This window comes from Streptomyces sp. NPDC054834, from assembly GCF_053611185.1.
Genome location: NZ_JBSGZV010000026.1, coordinates 93,228 through 111,606, shown reverse-complemented (window position 1 = coordinate 111,606; position 18,379 = coordinate 93,228). Strand labels below are relative to the sequence as shown.

Genomic DNA, 18,379 nt, shown 5'->3' with positions numbered 1-18,379 from the left:
CCCAGGTACTGAATGTGGGTCTTTGGCCGGGAACGATCGTCCAGAAACGGAACAGCCCGCAAAGAACATGTGAGCAAGGGGAGGACAACTCTTGCACGGCGAAAGTGATGGTCCGCCACGTTCACGGGCCGATTCACGCGACTGGGAGGCACATCACAGGACAGTCACACGAACTCTGTCACCCCTCGGGGCACTTCAGTCGAACTGGTCTCCGAGCGCCATGATCATCGTGCCCACGACCAGCAGCCACAGCGCCCGCCGGGTACGGCCCTTGGCGCCCAGCACCCCGGCGAGCGCGCACACGCCGGCACCGACGCCGTACGCGGCCGGCACCAGGGCCGGTACACCGCTCAGGCGCATCAGCGATGCGGTGACACCGGCCAGCGTCAGCACGGCTCCGGTGCCGCCGGCCGTCCAGCGAGCCCGTCGCGCGTCCTCGGCGGGGTCCTCGGCCTGGCCCTCTGCGAGGTCTTCGGCGGAGTCCTCCGCGGGTTCCGCGGCCTGGTCCTCCGCGGGCTCCTCGGCAGGGTCCTCTACGTCGTTCACCTCGGCTATCTCAGATCGCGTGCCGGAATCAGTACGTCCACTCATGGCGGGCGAGCGTAGTACCTGTCGCTGAGTGGTCCAGGTGCGGGGAGCGGCTTCGACTGCTATCGAACTCTTGCGCATACCTTTCCCGTACGCAGCACGCGAGGAGCCCGTTCAACGCCGTAGGCAGGCGAACGGCCCCGGAGGTCCTGCCTCCGGGGCCGTACACCGTGAGGACTCAGCCCTCGCTGACGCCCAGCTTCTCCAGGATGAGCTCCTTGACGCGGGCCGCGTCGGCCTGGCCCCGGGTGGCCTTCATGACCGCGCCGACCAGGGCGCCGGCCGCGGCCACCTTGCCGCCGCGGATCTTGTCCGCGATGGCCGGGTTGCCGGCGATGGCCTCGTCGACGGCGGCGGTGAGCGCGCCCTCGTCGGAGACGACCTTCAGACCGCGCTTGTCGACGACCTCGTCCGGAGTGCCCTCACCCGCGAGGACGCCCTCGATGACCTGGCGGGCCAGCTTGTCGTTCAGGTCACCCTTCGAGACCAGCTCGGTGACCCGGGCGACCTGCGCCGGCGTGATCGCCAGCTCGTCCAGGGACTTGCCGGACTCGTTGGCGCTGCGCGCCAGTTCGCCCATCCACCACTTGCGGGCGGAGGCCGCGTCGGCGCCGGCGTCGATCGTGGCGACGATCGGGTCCAGCGCGCCGGCGTTGATGATCGCCTGCATGTCGGTGGCGGAGATGCCCCACTCGGCGAGTAGCCGGGTACGGCGGGCCAGCGGCAGTTCGGGCAGCGCGGCCCGGATCTCCTCGACCCAGTCGCGGGACGGGGCCACCGGGACGAGGTCCGGCTCCGGGAAGTACCGGTAGTCCTCGGCCTCTTCCTTCACGCGGCCCGAGGTCGTCGACCCCGTGTCCTCGTGGAAGTGCCGGGTCTCCTGCACGATCGTGCCGCCGGACGACAGCACGGCCGCGTGCCGCTGGATCTCGAAGCGGGCCGCGCGCTCCACGGACCGCAGCGAGTTGACGTTCTTCGTCTCGGAACGGGTGCCGAACTTCTCGGTGCCGTTCGGGCGCAGCGACAGGTTCACGTCGCAGCGCATCTGGCCCATCTCCATGCGGGCTTCCGACACGCCGAGCGCCCGGATGAGCTCGCGCAGCTCACGCACGTACGCCCGGGCGACCTCGGGGGCACGCTCGCCGGCGCCGACGATCGGCTTGGTGACGATCTCGATCAGCGGGATGCCGGCGCGGTTGTAGTCCAGCAGGGAGTGGGACGCGCCGTGGATCCGGCCGGTGGCACCGCCGACGTGCGTCGACTTGCCGGTGTCCTCCTCCATGTGGGCGCGCTCGATCTCCACGCGGAAGGTCTCGCCGTCCTCCAGCTGCACGTCGAGGTAGCCGTTGAAGGCGATCGGCTCGTCGTACTGGGAGGTCTGGAAGTTCTTCGGCATGTCCGGATAGAAGTAGTTCTTCCGGGCGAAGCGGCACCACTCGGCGATCTCGCAGTTCAGCGCGAGACCGATCTTGATCGCGGACTCGATGCCGGTCGCGTTGACGACCGGCAGCGCGCCGGGCAGGCCGAGGCAGGTCGGGCAGGTCTGCGAGTTGGGCTCGGCGCCCAGCTCGGTCGAACACCCGCAGAACATCTTGGTCTTGGTGCCGAGTTCGACATGGACCTCAAGGCCCATGACGGGGTCGTACGACGCCAGCGCGTCCTCGTACGACACCAGGTCGGTCGTGGTGGTCACGGTGAAACTTCCCTCTCAGCCCAGCAGGACGTCGTCGTCGCCCAACCGCTTCAGCTCGCGGTAGAGGATGGCGAGGCCGGTGACGATGGCGGCGGCGGACACGGCGGCGTCGATCAGGCGGAGCGTGTCGCTCTCGGCGCGGGCCAGCTTGGCCTGCTTGGCGACGCTGACCGCGCCGAACGCGGTGGTGGCCATGGACAGGTAGAGGCCGGACTTGGACTTCTTGAAGCCCTTGGCCTTCGACAGTGCCTTGCTCACAGCGACGGAGCCTCCTCCAGGAGCGGGTGCCCCCACTTTTCCACGAAGGCGGCCTCCACAGCGGCACCGACCTTGTAGAGACGGTCGTCCTTCAGCGCCGGAGCGATGATCTGCAGTCCGACCGGGAGGTTGTCCTCCGGGGCGAGACCGCAGGGCAGCGACATGGCCGCGTTGCCCGCCAGGTTGGTCGGGATGGTGCACAGGTCGGCCAGGTACATCGCCATCGGGTCGTCGGCGCGCTCGCCGATCGCGAAGGCGGTGGTCGGGGTCGTCGGGGAGACGATCACGTCGACCTGCTCGAAGGCCTTCTCGAAGTCGCGCGTGATGAGCGTGCGGACCTTCTGCGCGCTGCCGTAGTAGGCGTCGTAGTACCCGCTCGACAGGGCGTACGTACCGAGCATGATGCGGCGCTTGACCTCGGGGCCGAAGCCCGCCTCACGGGTGAGGGAGGTGACCTCCTCGGCCGAGTGGCCGCCGTCGTCGCCGGTGCGCAGGCCGTAGCGCAGGCCGTCGAAGCGGGCGAGGTTGGAGGAGCACTCGGACGGCGCGATGAGGTAGTACGCCGACAGGGCGAGGTCGAAGGACGGGCAGTCCAGCTCGACGATCTCCGCGCCCAGCTCCTTCAGCAGCTCCACGGACTCGTCGAAGCGCTGGATGACGCCGGCCTGGTAGCCCTCGCCGCGGAACTGCTTGACCACGCCGACGCGCATGCCCGCCACGCTGCCGTTGCGGGCGGCCTCGACGACCGGCGGGACCGGGGCGTCGATGGAGGTGGAGTCGAGCGGGTCGTGGCCGGCGATCACCTCGTGCAGGAGGGCCGCGTCCAGGACCGTACGGGCGCAGGGGCCGCCCTGGTCGAGGGAGGACGAGAACGCCACCATGCCGAAGCGGGAGACCGCGCCGTAGGTCGGCTTCACGCCGACGGTGCCGGTGACGGCGGCCGGCTGGCGGATGGAGCCGCCGGTGTCGGTGCCGATGGCGAGCGGCGCCTGGAAGGAGGCGAGGGCGGCGGAGGAGCCGCCGCCGGAGCCGCCGGGGATCTTGGTGAGGTCCCAGGGGTTTCCGGTCGGCCCGTAGGCGCTGTTCTCAGTGGAGGACCCCATGGCGAACTCGTCCATGTTGGTCTTGCCGAGGATGACCACGTCGGCGGCCTTCAGCCGCGTGGTGAGCGTCGCGTCGTACGGCGGGATCCAGCCCTCGAGGATCTTCGAACCGACGGTCGTGGGCACGCCCTCGGTGGTGAAGATGTCCTTGAGCGCGAGCGGGACGCCGGCCAGCGGGCCGAGCTTCTCGCCGCGCTCGCGCTTCTCGTCGACGGCGCGGGCCTGGGCGAGGGCACCCTCGCGGTCGACGTGCAGGAAGGCGTGCACCTTCTCGTCGACGGCCTCGATGCGCGCGAGGTGGGCCTCGGTGACCTGGACGGCCGTGAGCTCGCCGGAGGCGATCTTCTCGGCGGTCTGGGCCGCGGTGAGCTTGATGATGTCCGTCATGGTCAGTCCTCCCCCAGGATCTGCGGCACCTTGAAACGCTGCTGCTCCTGGGCCGGGGCGCCGGAGAGCGCCTGCTCGGGGGTGAGCGAGGGACGGACCTCGTCCGGGCGCATGACGTTCGTCAGCGGGAGCGGGTGCGAGGTCGGCGGTACGTCTTGGTCGGCGACCTCGCTGACGCGGGCGACCGCGCCGATGATGTCGTCCAGCTGTCCCGCGAAGTGGTCGAGCTCTTCGGGCTTCAGCTCCAGACGCGCCAGCCGGGCGAGGTGGGCGACCTCCTCGCGCGTGATGCCAGGCATGCAGCGTTCCTCTGGGGTGAGTGTGTGTGGTTTGGGGCCGGGGACTGGTGTCGCATTCCCGCCGTCCGCCCGGAGGGCGGGCCACGCGGCGTCTGGCGCGTGCGATCGCAAGGCGCCGGAGCGCCCTCGTGGCGGAGCCACGTGGGCGATTCGGCAACGCCGCGAGCGTGCGTGCCAGGCGTCGCGGGGCAGGCGGGAATGTGACGCCAGTCCCCAATCCTATGGGGCGGGGCCCTGTGCCCGTGAAACGGTTTGCCCTGTCACCGGCGGGAGTCCCAGGCGGGGCTGCGCAGGAAGTGGTTGTCGTACAGCTCCTGCACCTCGAGAAGGCTGTCCGGGGTGGCCTCGCCGAGGGCTATGCGCTGTAGGTGGCGGAAGTACTCGAAGCGCTCGACGCCCGGGGTGATGACGATCAGCAGATCGGCGTCGGCACCCGGCACGGCGGCGAAGGCGTGCGGCTTGCCGGGCGGGACGATGACGAGGTCGCCGGGACCGGCGGTGACGACGTCCTCGCCGGAGAGGATCTCGGCGGCACCGTCCAGCAGGAAGAACATCTCGGCGGAGTGGTCGTGCCAGTGCGGCTTGGCGCCGTCGGCGCCGCCCGTGAGGGTGACGCGCTGGGTGGAGAGGGCGCCGCCGGTCGCACTGCTGTCGGCCAGCAGGCGGACGGTGGTGGGCGCGCGGCCGACGACTTCGGCCTCGGCCTCGCGAACGATCACGGACTCGTCGAACTTCGGAACGAACAGCGACATGTCCAAACCCCCGGTCGATGCGGTTGACGTGCTGGGAAAAGTGCTGTGGTCAGACGAGGAAGAGCAGGGCGGCGCTGATCAGTACAACGACAGCGGTGGCGAAGTGGATCCCGAACGCGACGGCCTTCGTACCGCCGTGCCGCAGGACTATCAGCGTGTCGCCGAGCGGCAGGAGTGCCACGCAGAGCATGAACCAGGCCTCGGGACGCGCCCCGGCGAAGGCCAGCAGTACCAGGCCCACCACGCCGAACGTGCCGTCTTTGAGGCCCTTGTTGGTCAGGTAGGCGCCGGCGTCGCCGCGGGGGTCCGCCGGGACGCCGTAACCGGCGGCCGCGGGGCCGGGCTGGAACAGGAACCGGTAGCCGAGGAACAGGCAGAACAGGTCGAGGACGACGGCCAGGGTGTACGCGGTGACGGTCATGTCTCTCTCCTTGCTAGCAGCGCTAGGGACAAGAGCGAAGCTAGCAGAGCGCCGACAGACTGTCTAGCGTTGCTAGAATATGAAGCATGTCGATCCAGACGCGCCGGGAGCGCGAACGAGCGGAGCGCGAGCGGTTGATCGTCGCGGCCGCGCGGGAACTGGCGGAGGCCGAGGGCTGGGACGCGGTGACGACGCGGCGGCTGGCCGCCGAGATCGAGTACAGCCAGCCCGTCCTCTACAGCCACTTCAAGGGCAAGGACGCGATCATGGTCGCCGTCGCGGTGCGGGGCTGCGCGGACCTGACCGCCGAACTACGGGCGGCGCGTACGGCGGCCGAGGGCGCCCGGGCCGCGCTGGCAGCGGTGGGCGAGGCGTACACCGCGTTCGCCCGGCGCCGGCCGGCCCTCTACGACGCCATGTTCACGCGCACCGTGGACCTGCCGTTCGCGACGCCCGAGGCTCCGGCCGCGCTTCAGGAGGCGTTCGGTGAACTGGTGCAGGCCGTGCAACCGATCGCGGCGGACGGCGACGACCTCGGCCTCCTCGCGGAGACGTACTGGGCCTGCCTGCACGGGCTGGTCACGCTGATGCGCGGCGGTCGTCTGCCCGAGCACGCCCACGAGACCCGGCTGGCGCTGTTGATCGGTCACTTCACGGCGCGGGCGGACTGACGGTACTCCGCCGGGGCTGAGCGAGGCGGACCGGCGGGAAAGTCACTCGGCAGCCGGCAGAGCCGCCCGTGGCCGCTGCCATCCCCGCGACCCGCGGGCCAGCAGCCAGGCGGTCGTCTCCTCGGGCGGCATCGCCGCGGCCACCAGCCACCCCTGTACGGCGTCGCAGCCGAGGTCCCGCAGGCGTTCCCAGGTCTCGTCGTCCTCGACGCCCTCGGCGACGACGAGCAGGCCGAGGGAGTGGGCGAGGTCGACCGTGCAGCGGACGATCGCCGCGTCCTGCGTGTCGACGGCCAGACGGGCCACGAACGAGCGGTCGATCTTCAGCTCGCTGACCGGCAGCCGGCGCAGATGAACCAGCGACGAGTACCCGGTGCCGAAGTCGTCCAGCGACATCTTCACGCCGTGCCCGGTCAGTCCGGCGAGGGTGTCGGCGGCCCGCTGCGGGTCCTCCAGCAGCACGTGTTCCGTTATCTCCAGTTGGAGCGCTCCCGCGGGCACACCGTGCCGGGCCAGCCGCGCGGCCACCGAGCCCGCGAAGCCGGGGGTGTGCACGTCGCGCGGGGAGACGTTGACGGCCACCGGCACGTACAGGCCCTGCGCGCGCCACTCGGCGACCTGCCCGAGGGCGGTCTCCAGTACGTACTCCGTCAGAAGGGGCATCAGCCCCGAGGACTCGGCGATCGCTATGAACTCGTCCGGCGGCACCTTCCCGCGCTCCGGGTGCACCCAGCGGACCAGGGCCTCCAGACCGGCCACCTGGCCGTCGAAGCGGACCTTGGGCTGGTAGTGCAGCTGGACCTCGTGCGCGTCCAGAGCCCGGCGCAGGTCGCCCAGCAGGCCCAGTCGGTCGGGCGTGTTGGAGTCCCGCTTGGACTCGTAGACCTCGACGCCCGTACGGTCCCGCTTCGCCTGGTACATCGCCACGTCCGCGCGGCGCAGCAGCCCTTCGGCGTCCAGGGCGTGGTCGGGGAAGACGGCGACGCCCGCACTGGCCTCCAGGACGAGGGTGAGCCCGTCGAGGTCGAGCGGGGAGCTGAGGGCGGTGACGAGGCCGCGGGCGACCCGGGTCGCCGACGTGGTGGAGTCGGCGACGGGCAGTAACACGGCGAACTCGTCGCCGCCGAGCCGGGCGGCCTCCGCGCCGCGCGGCAGCGCCAGGCGCAGCCGGTCCGCTATCTGCAACAGCAGCCGGTCACCGGCGAGATGACCGAGGGTGTCGTTCACCGACCGGAAGCGGTCCAGGTCGATCAGCATGAGGGCGGCGCGGGCGCCGATGCGTTCGGCGTCGTCGAGGGCCGTCCAGATCCGCTCCAGGAGCCACTGCCGGTTGGGCAGCCCGGTCAGCGGATCGCGCAGCTGCTCCTCCGCCCGGGCCCGGGCTATCCACAGGGTGGAGTCGAGCGCGATGAGCGGGATGGCGAACAGCGGGAGCAGCAGCGGCTGGGCGACGGCGACCACGCAGACCAGCGGGGCGATGCCGAGCAGTGCCACGGCGACCAGGCCGTGCCGGACCAGGGCGGTGCGGGCGACGGTGGGCAGACCGCCGCGCGGGGCGTGCAGGTACCACGTCAGGATGCGGATGACGCCGAGGTAGGCGGCCGCGACGAGGATGACCTCGGGGGCGGTGGTGACGGTCCAGCTCTCGGGATTCCAGGGCCGCTCGACGGTGGGTACGCGGCCGAAGGCGCCCAGCACCAGGGCGCCCGCGCCGATCCCGAGGATGTCCACCGCGCCTTGCAGCACCCCCTGGCGCCAGCGGTGGCGGCGGGCTATGCCGACCAGGACGACGACGGTGAGGCTGACCATGCCGGCGGGCACCCAGCCGTACAGCAGCAGGACGGCGATGGTGAGGGCGGCGCCGGAACCGGTGCCGCCCCACCAGCGGGAGCGGCCGAGCATGACCAGGTGGCCGACGATGACACCGGTCAGCACGGCGAGGGACCAGCCGACCGTGCCGGACGGGAAGAGCGCGTGGTTGTCGGTGAACGCGCGGAGGAATCCGGCGCCCAGGGCGAAGGCGGCGGCCGCCACGACGGCCGCGTGCAGCGCGGGCCAGGACAGGTGCCGTTCGGGTTCGGCGCCCGGCAGCGCGGCGGGCTCGACGGCCAGTGGTACGGGGGTGGTGCGCGGGTCCGTCGCGGTGGGCGGCCTGGCGGCGCGTCCCTGGGCGCCCGGGCGCTCCGCGGTCCGCCCCGGCCACCGGCTCGCCCGCCATGCGTCCGCCATGCGGCGCAGGCGCAGCCGGGAGTCCGGAGCGGCGCTCTCGGTCGGTTCCATTCCCGTCCCTCTCACAACCGGCGGTGCCCACGCCACGCGGCCCGACGCCCGACAACCCTCAGCGGCTCCGCGTTGGAAAGCCCTTCCCCTTGCTCCGCACGGGCAGGGGGATGCCCCGACCGCAGCTGGGCACGGCAGGTGCACACCTCAACAGTAGGCCGCGGAACGCTTCCACGGGCAGCGGTCGTCGACGGTTGCCCGAATGCACCCTGGCCACCCGTATACATCTGATATGCGCTGTTCGGGCGGCCTTCAACCGCTACTCCCCGGTCGGAAGCGCGACTTCGGCCGCCGCCTCGGGGCCCTGTTCCAAAAGGACGCCGAAACCGTCCTCGTTCAGAACCGGCACTTTGAGCTGCATGGCCTTGTCGTACTTCGATCCCGGGTTGTCACCCACGACAACGAATGACGTCTTCTTCGATACAGAACCGGTCACCTTCGCACCTCGGCTCTGCAACGCCTCCTTGGCGCCGTCGCGTGTGAAGTTCTCCAGCGTGCCGGTGACGACCACCGTGAGCCCTTCCAGCGGACGCGGCCCCTCGTCCTCGCCGGAGCCCGCCTCCTCCAGCGGGACTCCAGCCGCCTTCCACTTCCGGACGATCTCGCGGTGCCAGTCCTCGGCGAACCACTCCTTCAGGGCCGCGGCGATGATGGGGCCGACGCCGTCGGTGGTCGCCAACTCCTCCTCGGTGGCCTGTTCGATGCGGTCGACGGAGCGGAACTCGCGCGCGAGGGCCTGTGCCGCCACGGGTCCCACATGGCGGATGGAAAGCCCGTTCAGGAAGCGGGCCAGCGGACGTGCCTTGGCCTCCTCGATGTTCTGGAGCAGCGCGAGGGTGTTCTTCTTCGGCTCGCCCTCCTTGTTGGCGAAGACCGTGACGACCTTGTCCTCGCCCGTCTTCGGGTCCCGCTTGGGCAGACCGCTGTTCGGGTCGAGCACGTACGCCTTGATGGGCAGCAGCTTCTCCACCGTCAGGTCGAACAGATCGCCCTCATCCACCAGCGGCGGGTCGGCCGGCTCCAGCGGGCGCGTCAGCGCCGCCGCCACCACCCCGCCGAAGTGCTCGATGTCCAGGCACTCACGGCCCGCGAGGTAGGAGACGCGTTCCCTCAACTGCGCCGGGCAGGTGCGGGCGTTGGGGCAGCGGAGGTCGATGTCGCCCTCCTTCATGGCCCGCAGCGGCGTACCGCACTCGGGGCACTCGCCCGGCATCACGAACTCGCGCTCACTGCCGTCACGCAGGTCGACGACCGGCCCGAGGATCTCCGGGATGACGTCACCGGCCTTGCGGATCACCACCGTGTCGCCGATGAGGACACCCTTGGCCTTGACGACGTCCTGGTTGTGCAGGGTGGCGAACTCCACCTCGCTGCCCGCGACCGTGACCGGCTCGACCTGGGCGTACGGCGTGACCCGGCCGGTGCGGCCGACGCCCACCTTGATGTCGATCAGCTTGGTGTTGACCTCCTCCGGCGCGTACTTGTACGCGATCGCCCAGCGAGGGGCGCGGGCCGTGGAACCGAGCCGGCCCTGGAGGCGGATCTCGTCGAGCTTGACCACCACACCGTCGATCTCGTGCTCCACGGAGTGGCGGTTCTCGCCGTAGTACGCGATGAACTCCCGTACGCCGTCGAGGTCGTCGACCACACGGTTGTGCCGGGAGGTGGGCAGGCCCCAGGTCCCCAGCAGGTCGTACGCCTGGGAGAGGCGGGTGAGGCCCTCGTAGCCCTCCAGGGCGCCGATTCCGTGGACCACCATGTGCAAGGGGCGGGTGGCGGTGACGCGCGGGTCCTTCTGGCGCAGCGAACCGGCCGCCGCGTTACGGGGGTTGGCGAAGGGCTTGTCCCCGGCCGCGACCAGGCGGCGGTTGAGCTCCTCGAACCGCTCCATCGGGAAGTAGACCTCGCCGCGGATCTCCACCAGGTCGGGGACACGGTCGCCCTTCAGGCGGTCCGGGATCTCCGCGATCGTGCGGACGTTCGGGGTGATGTCCTCGCCGGTGCGGCCGTCCCCGCGGGTGGCGGCGCGGGTGAGACGGCCGTGCTCGTAGGTGAGGTTGACGGCGAGGCCGTCGACCTTCAGCTCGCACAGGAAGTGGTATTCCTGGTCGCCGAGTTCGCGGGCGATGCGATCGGCCCAGGTGGCGAGGTCGTCGTCGTTGAAGGTGTTGTCGAGGGAGAGCATCCGCTGGCGGTGCTCGACCGACGTGAACTCCGTCTGGTACGACCCGGCGACCTTCTGGGTCGGCGAGTCCGGCGTGCGCAGTTCCGGATACTCCTCCTCCAGCGCCTCCAGAGTCTTCAGGAGCCCGTCGAACTCGGCGTCGCTGATGACGGGAGCGTCCTTCACGTAGTACCGGAAGCGGTGCTCCTCGATCTGCTCAGCGAGCTGCGCGTGCTTCTCCCGTGCCTCGGCGGGCACTGCCGTCTCCGCCTGCTGCTTGTCGCCGGCCACCGTGTTGTCCTCCCGTTACTCTGGGTTGTCCGCGAGGGATCTCGCCGCCCGGACGCAGTGGGCGAGCGCCCGGCGCGCGTACTCCGGGGAAGCGCCCGCGAGTCCGCACGCCGGGGTGACCGTCACCGCCCGGGCGAGCAGCCCCGGATGCAGCCCCAGCCTGCGCCACAACGTCCTGACACCCATGACGCTACCGGCAGGGTCTGACAATGGACCGTCCGTGCCGGGCACGACTCCGGTCAGGAGCCGGGTGCCGCCCTCCACCGCCTCGCCGATCGCGTCGTCGTCACGCTCGGTGAGAAGCGAGAAGTCGAAGGAGACCCCGGCCACGCCCGCCCGGCGCAGCAGGGGGAAGGGCACGTCGGGGGCGCAGGAGTGGACCACGACGGGGTCCGGCGCGTGCATGCCGACCAGATCTCGGAGGGTGGCCTCGACGATCTGCCGGTCGACGGCGCGGTGGGTGCGGTAGCCGCTGGCGGATTTCACCTGGCCGCGCAGGACGGCGGTGAGGGAGGGCTCGTCGAGCTGGAGCACGAGGTGGGCACCGGGGATCCTGCGCCGGACCTCGGCGAGGTGCTGGCGCAGGCCCTCGGCGAGGGAGGCGGCGAGGTCGCGGCAGGCGCCGGGGTCGGAGAGGGCGGCCTCGCCGTTCTTCAGCTCGAGGGCGGCGGCGAGCGTCCACGGGCCGACGGCCTGCACCTTCAGCGGGCCCTCGTAGTTCTGTGTGAACTCCTCAAGCGCGTCGAGGTCCTCGCCGAGCCAGGAGCGGGCCCGCTTGGTGTCCCGGCCCGGCCGGTCCCCGATCCGCCAGCCGCTGGGCTCCACGCGCGCGAACAGCTCGACGAGCATTCCGGCGGTGCGGCCGATCATGTCGGCGCCGGGGCCGCGGGCGGGCAGCTCGGGGAGGAAGGGGAAGTCGTCGAAGCTGCCGGTGGCTGTCTTGGCGGCTTCTCGGGCGTCGGTGCCCGGGAGGGAGCCGATGCCTGTGGCTGGGCCGAAGGGCGAGTTGTCGGTCACGGGTGAAGCCTACGTAGGTGGGGGGCGGGGGTGCTGCGTGCGGGCCTCGGTTGTCTCGCCCCCGCCGCCCCTGCCCGTTCCCGTCCCCAGGGGCTCCGCCCCTTCGGCCTGAACGGCCTCGCCCTCGAACTCCCCCAGAGGGGGCACCCCCAGACAGGCTGATAAGAGCGGGCCGCGCCTCCCAGCCGTTGTCAGCGACCCGGTCGTACCGTCACGTCGTTGATTTCCGCGTCCCTGGGGAGGTCCAGGGCGGTGAGGATCGTGGTGGCGACGGACTCGGGGGCGATCCACTGGGCGGGGTCGTACTCCTTGCCCTCCTGCTGGTGGACCTTGGCCTGCATGGGGCTGGTCGTGCGGCCGGGGTAGACCGAGGTGACGCGGACGCCGTTGCCGTGTTCCTCGTGGCGGAGGGAGTCGGCGAGGGCCTTGAGGCCGTGCTTGGAGGCGGCGTAGGCGGACCAGCCGGCGTGGGCGGCGAGGCCGGCGCCGGAGTTGACGAACACCACGTGGCCCCGTGTGGCGCGGAGCTGGGGCAGGAAGTGGCGGGTCAGCTCGGCCGGGGCGATCAGGTTGACGTTGAGCTGGTGGCGCCAGGACTTGGGAGTCAGGTCGCCCACCTCGCCGAGGTCGACGACGCCGGCGATGTGGAGGAGGGAGTCGACCCGCTCCGGGAGCGTCTGGTGGGAGAAGGCCCAGGACAGCCGGTCCGGGTCGGCGAGGTCGCCCACGAGCGTCCTCGCGCCGGGGAACTCGGCCGCCAGTTCCTTCGCGCGGCCCGCGTCGCGCGCGTGCAGGACGAGTTCGTCCCCGCGCGCGTGCAGAAGGCGGGCCACGGCCGCGCCGATGCCGGAACCCGCCCCGGTGATCACATGAGTAGCCATGCCGCCATGCTCGCACCGCCCGCCGCTCACGCGGCGCCTTGGTGCTCCTCCAGGTAGGCCAGCGCCGACACCGGCTCGTCGGCGAAGCCGACCAGGTCGGCCAGCGGGCGGGGCAGGAACCCCTCGTCCTCCATGCGGCGGAACTGCTCCTTCAGCCCGTCGTAGAAGCCCGCCGTGTTCAGCAGCACCACCGGCTTGTCGGTGCGGCCGTGCTTCTTCAGCTCCAGGATCTCGGTGGCCTCGTCGAGCGTCCCGGTGCCGCCCACCATGATCACCACGGCGTCGGCCTTCTCCAGCAGCAGCTTCTTGCGCTCGGCCAGGTCGTGGGCGATCACCATCTCGTCGGCGCCGGGCCGCGCCTTGTTCGCCAGGAAGCCGACGGAGACGCCGACGAGCCGGCCGCCCGCCTGCTGCACCCCGTCGGCGACCACCTTCATGAGGCCGACGTTCGAACCGCCCCACACCAGCGTGTGCCCCGCCTTGCCGATCAGTTCGGCGAACTCGCGCGCGGGTCGGGTGTAGCGGTCGTCGAGGTCGGCGGCGGAGAGGAAGACGCAGATTCGCATGCGGTCAGGGTACGAGGGAAGAAGCCGGGGCCTGCCGGCGCTTCCCTTACATGGCCCATGGACACACGATCACCATCGAGCAGGGCGAGCAGCACGTGCGCGTGGTGCGCGGGGAGCAGGTGCTCGCCGAGACCGACCGCCCTCTGGTGCTGCGGGAGACCGGCTGTCCGGTGCGGTACTACATCCCCGCCGAGGACGTACGGCTGGACCTCCTCACGCCCTCCGACACCCATACGCAGTGCCCCTTCAAGGGGACGGCCTCCTACTGGTCGCTGCCGGACGCGCCCGACCTGGTGTGGGCGTACCCCGATCCGAAGCCGGACGTGGCACGGATCAAGGACCACTTCTGCTTCTACGAAGTCGACGTGTCATGACCGACTAGTTCCGTACCGTGCGGCAATCTGCACTGGTATGGACAAGGAGACGCTTTCCGGCGACGGCACCCGTATCGCCTACGAAACCACCGGCCGGGGTCCCGCGGTGATCCTCGTGAGCGGCGCGATGTCCACGGGCCACACCATGGCGCCCCTGGCACAGCGGCTCGCGGACCGTTTCCAGGCCGTCGTGTACGACCGCCGGGGCCGCGGCGGGAGCGGCGACACGGCGCCGTACGCGGTGGAGCGCGAGGTCGAGGACATCGCGGCGCTGATCGAGGCGGTGGGCGGCGAGGCGGCGGTCTACGGCATGTCCTCGGGCGGCGCGCTGGCGCTGCGGGCGGCGGAGAGCGGGCTGCCGGTGCGCCGGGTGGCCGTGTACGAGGCGCCCTTCGCCGTGGACGAGGCGGGCGTGAAGGAGCGCGCCGAGTACACCAGGAACCTCGGCGAGGCACTCGCGCAGGGCCGGCGCGGCGACGCGGTCGAGCTGTTCCTGAGGCTCACGGGCCTGGCTGAGGCCGTGATCCAGGGTGCCCGCCAGTCCCCCATGTGGGCCGACATGGAGGCCATCGCGCCGACCCTGGCCTATGACGACGCCGTGATGGGCGACAGCACGATTCCGAGGGACCGGCTCGCGTCGCTCGCCGTTCCCCTCCTGGCGGTCGCGGGCGGCGCGAGCCCGGACTGGCTGCGCGAGGCGACCCGGACGGTCGCGGAGGCGGCGCCGGAAGGCACGTACCGCGTGCTGGACGACCAGACGCACGTGGTCGACCCGGACGTGCTCGCGCCGGTGCTAGCGGAGTTCTTCACCGCGTAGGGCGCGGGCTCACGACCTCGTGGGGCGCGGGCTCACGCCACCCCGGCCGTGTCCCGTACCGTGGCGGCGATCGTCGCCGAGCCCACCACGCGCGTGCCGTCGTACAGGACGATCGCCTGGCCGGGGGCCACGCCCCGTACCGGCTCCGCGAACCGGACCTCCAGGGAGCCGTCGACCAGTTCGGCGGTGACCTCGGTCTCACCGCCGTGGGCGCGGAGCTGGGCGGTGTAGGTGCCCGGGCCGGTGGGGGCCGCGCCGCACCAACGCGGCTTGATCGCCGTCAGGCCGGTCACGTCCAGGGCGGCGGCCGGGCCGACCGTCACGGTGTTGTTCACCGGGGAGATGTCCAGCACGTAGCGCGGCTTGCCGTCGGGGGCCGGGGTGCCGATCCTGAGGCCCTTGCGCTGGCCGATGGTGAAGCCGTACGCGCCCTCGTGCGTGCCGACCTTGGTGCCGGACTCGTCGACGATGTCGCCCTCGGCCTTGCCCAGGCGCCGGGCCAGGAAGCCCTGGGTGTCGCCGTCGGCGATGAAGCAGATGTCGTGCGAGTCGGGCTTCTTGGCCACGGCCAGGCCTCGGCGCTCGGCCTCCGCGCGGATCTCGTCCTTGGTGGTGACCGTGTCGCCGAGCGGGAACATCGCGTGGGCCAGCTGCCGGTCGTCCAGGACGCCGAGGACGTAGGACTGGTCCTTGGCCATGTCGGAGGCGCGGTGCAGTTCGCGTGTGCCGTCCGCGCCCACGATCACCTTGGCGTAGTGGCCGGTGCAGACCGCGTCGAAGCCGAGGGCCAGGGCCTTGTCCAGGAGCGCGGCGAACTTGATCTTCTCGTTGCAGCGCAGGCACGGGTTCGGGGTGCGGCCGGCCTCGTACTCGGCGATGAAGTCCTCGACCACGTCCTCGCGGAAGCGGTCGGCGAGGTCCCAGACGTAGAACGGGATGCCGATGACGTCGGCGGCCCGGCGGGCGTCGCGGGAGTCCTCGATGGTGCAGCAGCCCCGCGCCCCGGTGCGGAACGACTGCGGGTTCGCGGAGAGCGCGAGGTGGACGCCGGTCACGTCGTGGCCCGCCTCGGCCGCGCGGGCGGCGGCGACGGCGGAGTCCACGCCGCCCGACATGGCGGCGAGGACGCGGAGGGGACGGGTGCGCTGCGGGGTGTCAGTCATAGCCCCTCCAGGGTACGGGGGCGCGGGAACCGGAGGCCCCGCATATCCGTTGACGATCACATGGGGGTGACAGCGGGGTGACAGAGGCGAACGCGGCGAGGGGCGACTCCGACCGGCGGCTGGGGCGGCGGGCCCTGCTCGTCGGCGGGGTTGCGGCTGCCGTGGGCACGGCCGCGCTGGCCCGTCAGGAGCTGTCGCACCTGTGGTGGCGGCTGCCGGGGGTGGAGAAGCCGCGGGTGGCGGGCGCGGTGGACTTCCGGGGTGCGCGCTGGGTGGCGGCGTCCCCGGCGAACTACCGGCGGGCGGACCGGCCGGACGACTATCCCGTGGACCGGGTGGTCGTCCATGTCACGCAGGGCGACTACGCGAGCGCGGTGAAGGCCTTCCAGGACCCGGCGCACCAGGCGGCGGCGCACTACATCGTGCGGAAGGACGGGCGGTTGACCCAGCTGATCCGCGAGCTGGACGTGGCCTTCCACGCGGGCAACCGGGAGTACAACGAGCGGAGCGTCGGCATCGAGCACGAGGGGTTCGTGGAGCACGCGTCCTCCTTCACGGACGCGATGTACGCGACCTCGGCGCGGCTGACGGCCGCGATCTGCGGGCGGTACGGCATACCCGTGGACCGGGAGCACATTATCGGTCATGTGGAGGTGCCGGGGACGGACCACACGGACCCCGGTCGGTACTGGGACTGGGACCGGTACTTGGGGCTCATAAGCCGACACGTGTGACTCACATCACGCGCCGAGCGGCCTATGAAACGACTCAATGACTCATGTGTCCGATGCGTCCCGCACGGGGGATGTGACCTGCCGCACGTCAACTTGGCTTTCATTCAAGGCAGTTGAAAAAGAACCCCACTCACGGCGGTCGCACAGCGCGCGCAGCTTCTGCCCAGCTTCGACTCAGCCTTTACATAATTCATACGTCAACCATCCGGTGTCATGTCTGACATCACCGAGCCCGACACCACTGCGGGCAAAAGCGACAACGGCACCCACGTCAAGCGCGGGCACGCCAAGCGGGAGCACGTCAAGGACAGCAGGACCAAGGGCGGCAAGGGCCTGCACCGGCGGAAGTTCCTCGGCGGGATGGCCGGGCTCGGCCTGGCGGCGGTCGGGGCGGCCGGCACGACCTTCGCACTGCTGAGCAACGGAAGCGACAAGGCGTCCGCGGCGTCCGGCGCGCTCACCGTCCCGGACCTCCTGGAGGGCACCACCTCGGACGGCACCACCACCTTCACCCTGGAGGCGAAGACGGGGACCAACGAGGTGGTCTCCGGCGTCACCAGCGACACCATGGGCTACAACCAGTCGTACCTCGGCCCGACCATGAAGTGGACCAAGGGCGACACGGTGCTGCTGAACATCACCAACAGCCTGGGCGCGGACACCACCGTCCACTTCCACGGCGCCCACGTCCCGGCCAAGATGGACGGCGGCCCGCAGGTGGCCTTCGCCGACGGGGAGACCTGGGCCCCCACCTTCGAGGTGAAGGACGAGGCCAAGACCCTCTGGTACCACCCTCACGCCCTGGGCACGACGGCCGAGCAGGTGGTGGCCGGACTGGCCGGGATGATCATCGTCGAGGACGACTCGGACACCTCCGCCGCCCTGCCCAGCGACTACGGCGTCGACGACATCCCGATCATCCTCCAGTGCCTGGCCGCCGACACGTCCGGGGACGTCAAGTACAACCTGACCGGCTATCTCAGCAGCGGCCTCGTCTATCCGGTGCTGTGCAACGGCACGAACGTCGACGACACCACGCTCACCTTCGAGGCGACCAAGACCCGCACCCGTTTCCGGATCCTGAACGCCTCGCCGTCCGACATCATCACCGTCCAGCGCAGCGATGGCGGCACGATGACGCAGATCGCCACGGACCAGGGCTATCTGGCCGAGGCCGCCGAGGTGACGTCCGTCCGCCTGGTGGCCGGCGCCCGCGCCGAGGTCGTCATGGACCTCACCGAGGACGTCACGCTCCAGGCGGTGATCACCACCGGCTGGGTGCGCGGCGGCAGCGGCACCTACGACTTCCTCACCGTCACCGCGAGCGGCAGCGACACCCCGGACGACCTGCCCAGCACGCTGAACACCATCGACCGGTACGACACCAGCGACTTCACCGCCCGGACGATCACGCTCGGCCAGAGCGGCGCCACCATGCTGATCAACGGCTCGGCCGGGACCACCATGTCCTCCATGGCCATGATCAGCACGACGCTCGGGTCCAAGGAGATCTGGACCATCAAGAACAACACGCAGCTGGAGCACTCCTTCCACCTGCATGACGTGCCGTACCAGCTGATCTCCGTCAACGGCGACGATCCCAGCGGCGTCCAACTCGGCTGGTACGACACCTACGAGGTGGTGGGCGGCGGGTCCATCGAGATCGCCATGGAGTTCACCGACTTCGCCGACGACACGTACATGTACATGCTCCACTGCCATCTGCTCCAGCACGAGGACGAGGGCATGATGGCGTCCCTCATGATCACGGATGACGGTTCGTCCACCACCAGTACGGACAGCACCGACTCCACGGCCTCGGCCAGTCCGAGCGCCTCGGCTTCGGCCTCGGCCTCGGCCTCGGCTTCCGCGACCGCGAGCGCCACCGCGAGTGCCAGCGCGACGGACGGTTAGGTCACG

General features: G+C 70.9%; 18 protein-coding genes. 5 read left to right on the top strand and 13 right to left on the bottom strand.

Translation table 11 applies throughout. From position 1 onward, the window contains the following. Positions 1 to 195: 195 nt before the first annotated feature. From ACWGJM_RS30065 to ACWGJM_RS30035, 7 genes are all read right to left on the bottom strand, one after another. Complete coding sequence (locus ACWGJM_RS30065; RefSeq protein ID WP_453414871.1) at positions 196 to 591, bottom strand: hypothetical protein; 396 nt, start codon at positions 589 to 591, stop codon at positions 196 to 198. Positions 592 to 766: 175 nt separating this feature from the next. After that, positions 767 to 2,281, bottom strand: coding sequence for an Asp-tRNA(Asn)/Glu-tRNA(Gln) amidotransferase subunit GatB (gatB, locus tag ACWGJM_RS30060; RefSeq protein WP_453414870.1), 1,515 nt, complete (start codon positions 2,279 to 2,281; stop codon positions 767 to 769). Between the two features lie 15 nt (positions 2,282 to 2,296). After that, positions 2,297 to 2,539, bottom strand: a complete 243-nt coding sequence (locus tag ACWGJM_RS30055; protein ID WP_132856738.1) for a hypothetical protein — start codon at positions 2,537 to 2,539, stop codon at positions 2,297 to 2,299. Next, entirely contained in the window at positions 2,536 to 4,029 is a 1,494-nt protein-coding gene (gene gatA, locus ACWGJM_RS30050) for an Asp-tRNA(Asn)/Glu-tRNA(Gln) amidotransferase subunit GatA (protein ID WP_453414869.1), read from the bottom strand. Before gatA ends, ACWGJM_RS30055 begins: the two co-directional genes overlap by 4 nt. 2 nt (positions 4,030 to 4,031) lie before the next feature. Continuing rightward, positions 4,032 to 4,328, bottom strand: a complete 297-nt coding sequence (gene gatC / locus ACWGJM_RS30045; protein ID WP_031117542.1) for an Asp-tRNA(Asn)/Glu-tRNA(Gln) amidotransferase subunit GatC — start codon at positions 4,326 to 4,328, stop codon at positions 4,032 to 4,034. Between the two features lie 260 nt (positions 4,329 to 4,588). Then, entirely contained in the window at positions 4,589 to 5,080 is a 492-nt protein-coding gene (locus ACWGJM_RS30040) for a cupin domain-containing protein (RefSeq protein ID WP_453414868.1), read from the bottom strand. A 49-nt stretch (positions 5,081 to 5,129) separates the two neighbouring features. Further along, the gene (locus ACWGJM_RS30035; protein ID WP_453414867.1) at positions 5,130 to 5,501 is read right to left on the bottom strand and encodes a DUF4267 domain-containing protein; all 372 of its coding nucleotides are present in this window, start codon (positions 5,499 to 5,501) and stop codon (positions 5,130 to 5,132) included. Between the two features lie 86 nt (positions 5,502 to 5,587). Here ACWGJM_RS30035 and ACWGJM_RS30030 point away from each other — a divergent pair, with 86 nt between their 5' ends. Then, a complete protein-coding gene (locus ACWGJM_RS30030; protein WP_453414866.1) occupies positions 5,588 to 6,172 on the top strand; it encodes a TetR/AcrR family transcriptional regulator in 585 nt (194 codons plus the stop codon). Between the two features lie 42 nt (positions 6,173 to 6,214). Here ACWGJM_RS30030 and ACWGJM_RS30025 read toward each other — a convergent pair whose 3' ends face one another. From ACWGJM_RS30025 to ACWGJM_RS30005, 5 genes are all read right to left on the bottom strand, one after another. Further along, complete coding sequence (locus ACWGJM_RS30025) at positions 6,215 to 8,452, bottom strand: putative bifunctional diguanylate cyclase/phosphodiesterase (protein WP_453414865.1); 2,238 nt, start codon at positions 8,450 to 8,452, stop codon at positions 6,215 to 6,217. A gap of 259 nt (positions 8,453 to 8,711) precedes the next feature. Then, positions 8,712 to 10,907: an NAD-dependent DNA ligase LigA gene (ligA, locus tag ACWGJM_RS30020; protein WP_453414864.1), complete on the bottom strand. Its 2,196-nt coding sequence runs from the start codon at positions 10,905 to 10,907 to the stop codon at positions 8,712 to 8,714. Between the two features lie 15 nt (positions 10,908 to 10,922). After that, entirely contained in the window at positions 10,923 to 11,924 is a 1,002-nt protein-coding gene (locus ACWGJM_RS30015; protein ID WP_453414863.1) for a methionine synthase, read from the bottom strand. A 191-nt stretch (positions 11,925 to 12,115) separates the two neighbouring features. Beyond that, a complete protein-coding gene (locus ACWGJM_RS30010) occupies positions 12,116 to 12,805 on the bottom strand; it encodes an SDR family oxidoreductase (protein ID WP_453414862.1) in 690 nt (229 codons plus the stop codon). Positions 12,806 to 12,831: 26 nt separating this feature from the next. Then, positions 12,832 to 13,371, bottom strand: coding sequence for an LOG family protein (locus tag ACWGJM_RS30005; RefSeq protein ID WP_453414861.1), 540 nt, complete (start codon positions 13,369 to 13,371; stop codon positions 12,832 to 12,834). Positions 13,372 to 13,421: 50 nt separating this feature from the next. On the opposite strand from ACWGJM_RS30005, the gene ACWGJM_RS30000 reads away from it, so the two are divergent. Next, positions 13,422 to 13,745: a DUF427 domain-containing protein gene (locus ACWGJM_RS30000; RefSeq protein ID WP_453414860.1), complete on the top strand. Its 324-nt coding sequence runs from the start codon at positions 13,422 to 13,424 to the stop codon at positions 13,743 to 13,745. A gap of 37 nt (positions 13,746 to 13,782) precedes the next feature. Beyond that, positions 13,783 to 14,562 carry an alpha/beta fold hydrolase gene (locus tag ACWGJM_RS29995; protein ID WP_453414859.1) on the top strand — a complete coding sequence of 260 codons (780 nt, stop codon included), beginning with the start codon at positions 13,783 to 13,785 and terminating at the stop codon, positions 14,560 to 14,562. A gap of 32 nt (positions 14,563 to 14,594) precedes the next feature. Here the strand turns inward: ACWGJM_RS29995 and mnmA are convergent, their stop codons facing one another. Beyond that, positions 14,595 to 15,725, bottom strand: coding sequence for a tRNA 2-thiouridine(34) synthase MnmA (gene mnmA, locus ACWGJM_RS29990; RefSeq protein ID WP_453414858.1), 1,131 nt, complete (start codon positions 15,723 to 15,725; stop codon positions 14,595 to 14,597). Positions 15,726 to 15,802: 77 nt separating this feature from the next. Here mnmA and ACWGJM_RS29985 point away from each other — a divergent pair, with 77 nt between their 5' ends. Further along, positions 15,803 to 16,459 carry an N-acetylmuramoyl-L-alanine amidase gene (locus ACWGJM_RS29985; RefSeq protein ID WP_453414857.1) on the top strand — a complete coding sequence of 219 codons (657 nt, stop codon included), beginning with the start codon at positions 15,803 to 15,805 and terminating at the stop codon, positions 16,457 to 16,459. Between the two features lie 213 nt (positions 16,460 to 16,672). Continuing rightward, a complete protein-coding gene (locus ACWGJM_RS29980) occupies positions 16,673 to 18,373 on the top strand; it encodes a multicopper oxidase family protein (RefSeq protein ID WP_453414856.1) in 1,701 nt (566 codons plus the stop codon). Positions 18,374 to 18,379: the final 6 nt, after the last annotated feature.